This is a genomic window from Phormidesmis sp. 146-12 (assembly GCF_052939495.1).
The window spans coordinates 1-1,172 of the sequence record NZ_JBJPHS010000259.1 but is presented as its reverse complement, the minus strand read 5'-3'; the positions used below and the strand labels follow the sequence as shown (position 1 = coordinate 1,172).

Here is a 1,172-nt window from a genome sequence, read left to right as displayed (position 1 = left end):
CAATCAGGGACAAGTCGAACGGGCGATCGAGCTTTATCAACAATCGCTGCAACTCGAAGAGCAAATCGGCAATGTGCAGGGAAAAGCGGCGACGTTACATCAAATGGCAGGCATCTACGCCAATCAAGGACAAGTCGAACGGGCGATCGAGCTTTATCAACAATCGCTGCAACTCACTGAGCAAATCGGCAATGTGCAGGGAAAAGCGGCGACGTTACAGCAACTGGCAATGATCTACGCCAATCAAGGACAAGTCGAACGGGCGATCGAGCTTTATCAACAATCGCTGCAACTCTTTGAGCAAATCGGCGATGTGCAGGGAAAAGCGGCGACCTTACACTGCATGGCATTCATCTACGCCAATCAAGGACAAGTCGAACAGGCGATCAAGCTTCATCAACAATCGCTGCAACTCTTTGAGCAAATCGGCGATGTGCAGGGAAAAGCGGCGACCTTACTCTGTATGGCATTCATCTACGCCAATCAAGGACAAGTGAATCAAGCGATCGCCCTCTATCAAGAGTCGCTGCAACTCACTGAGCAAATCGGCAATGTGCAGGGAAAAGCGGCGACTTTAGCGATGATGTCTCAGTTGTTGGTGGCACGAGGAGAGTTTGAAACTGCGATCACGAATCTGTGGGAATCGATCAACATTCTTCAACGCATTGGCTCACCCGATGCCACAACAGTCACCAACATTTTGAACGGTGTAATTGGTCAAATGCTGCAATCTCCCGAAAAACAACAACGCCTGCAAACCCTCTTTGATCTCGATTCAGCAACACTTGAAGAATGGATTCGGAAATCGAACGGAGAAGCAGAATGAAATGATTGGTCAAATGGGAAGCGTGAAGCGCGATCGTGAAGTTAAGAATTCCCCGGCTCCAAGCGCCTCATCCGCCGTTCCAACGCATCCATTCGTTCTTCCAAAGAAAGATGTTCCGACTCATTGGTAATCGAATATCCAATCAAGCGATCGACCAATCGCAACATGCGATCGAGTTCGTCACGCTGCCGCAATTGGCTATTCTGCAAACCCCGTTGCACCTCTAACATTTGTTCGATCGTTCTTTCGATCTCTTCCGGGGTCATCTGCTTCACCCATCAGCGAATTCATTTTAACGTCAGTTCGATGAGAGTGACTCGCTTCGTTTCAATCGGCTTCAGCCCCC

2 protein-coding genes are annotated in these 1,172 nt (G+C 49.2%); one reads left to right on the top strand and one right to left on the bottom strand.

Features of this window, described 5'->3' with window-relative positions; genetic code table 11:
• Positions 1-826 (top strand): tetratricopeptide repeat protein (locus ACKFKF_RS35115; RefSeq protein WP_446871956.1); only part of this gene is annotated, 826 nt, incomplete at its 5' end.
• Between the two features lie 41 nt (positions 827-867).
• Here ACKFKF_RS35115 and ACKFKF_RS35110 read toward each other — a convergent pair.
• Positions 868-1,092 (bottom strand): hypothetical protein, encoded by a 225-nt coding sequence (locus tag ACKFKF_RS35110; protein ID WP_446871955.1) that lies wholly within the window; start codon positions 1,090-1,092, stop codon positions 868-870.
• Positions 1,093-1,172 lie beyond the last annotated feature (80 nt).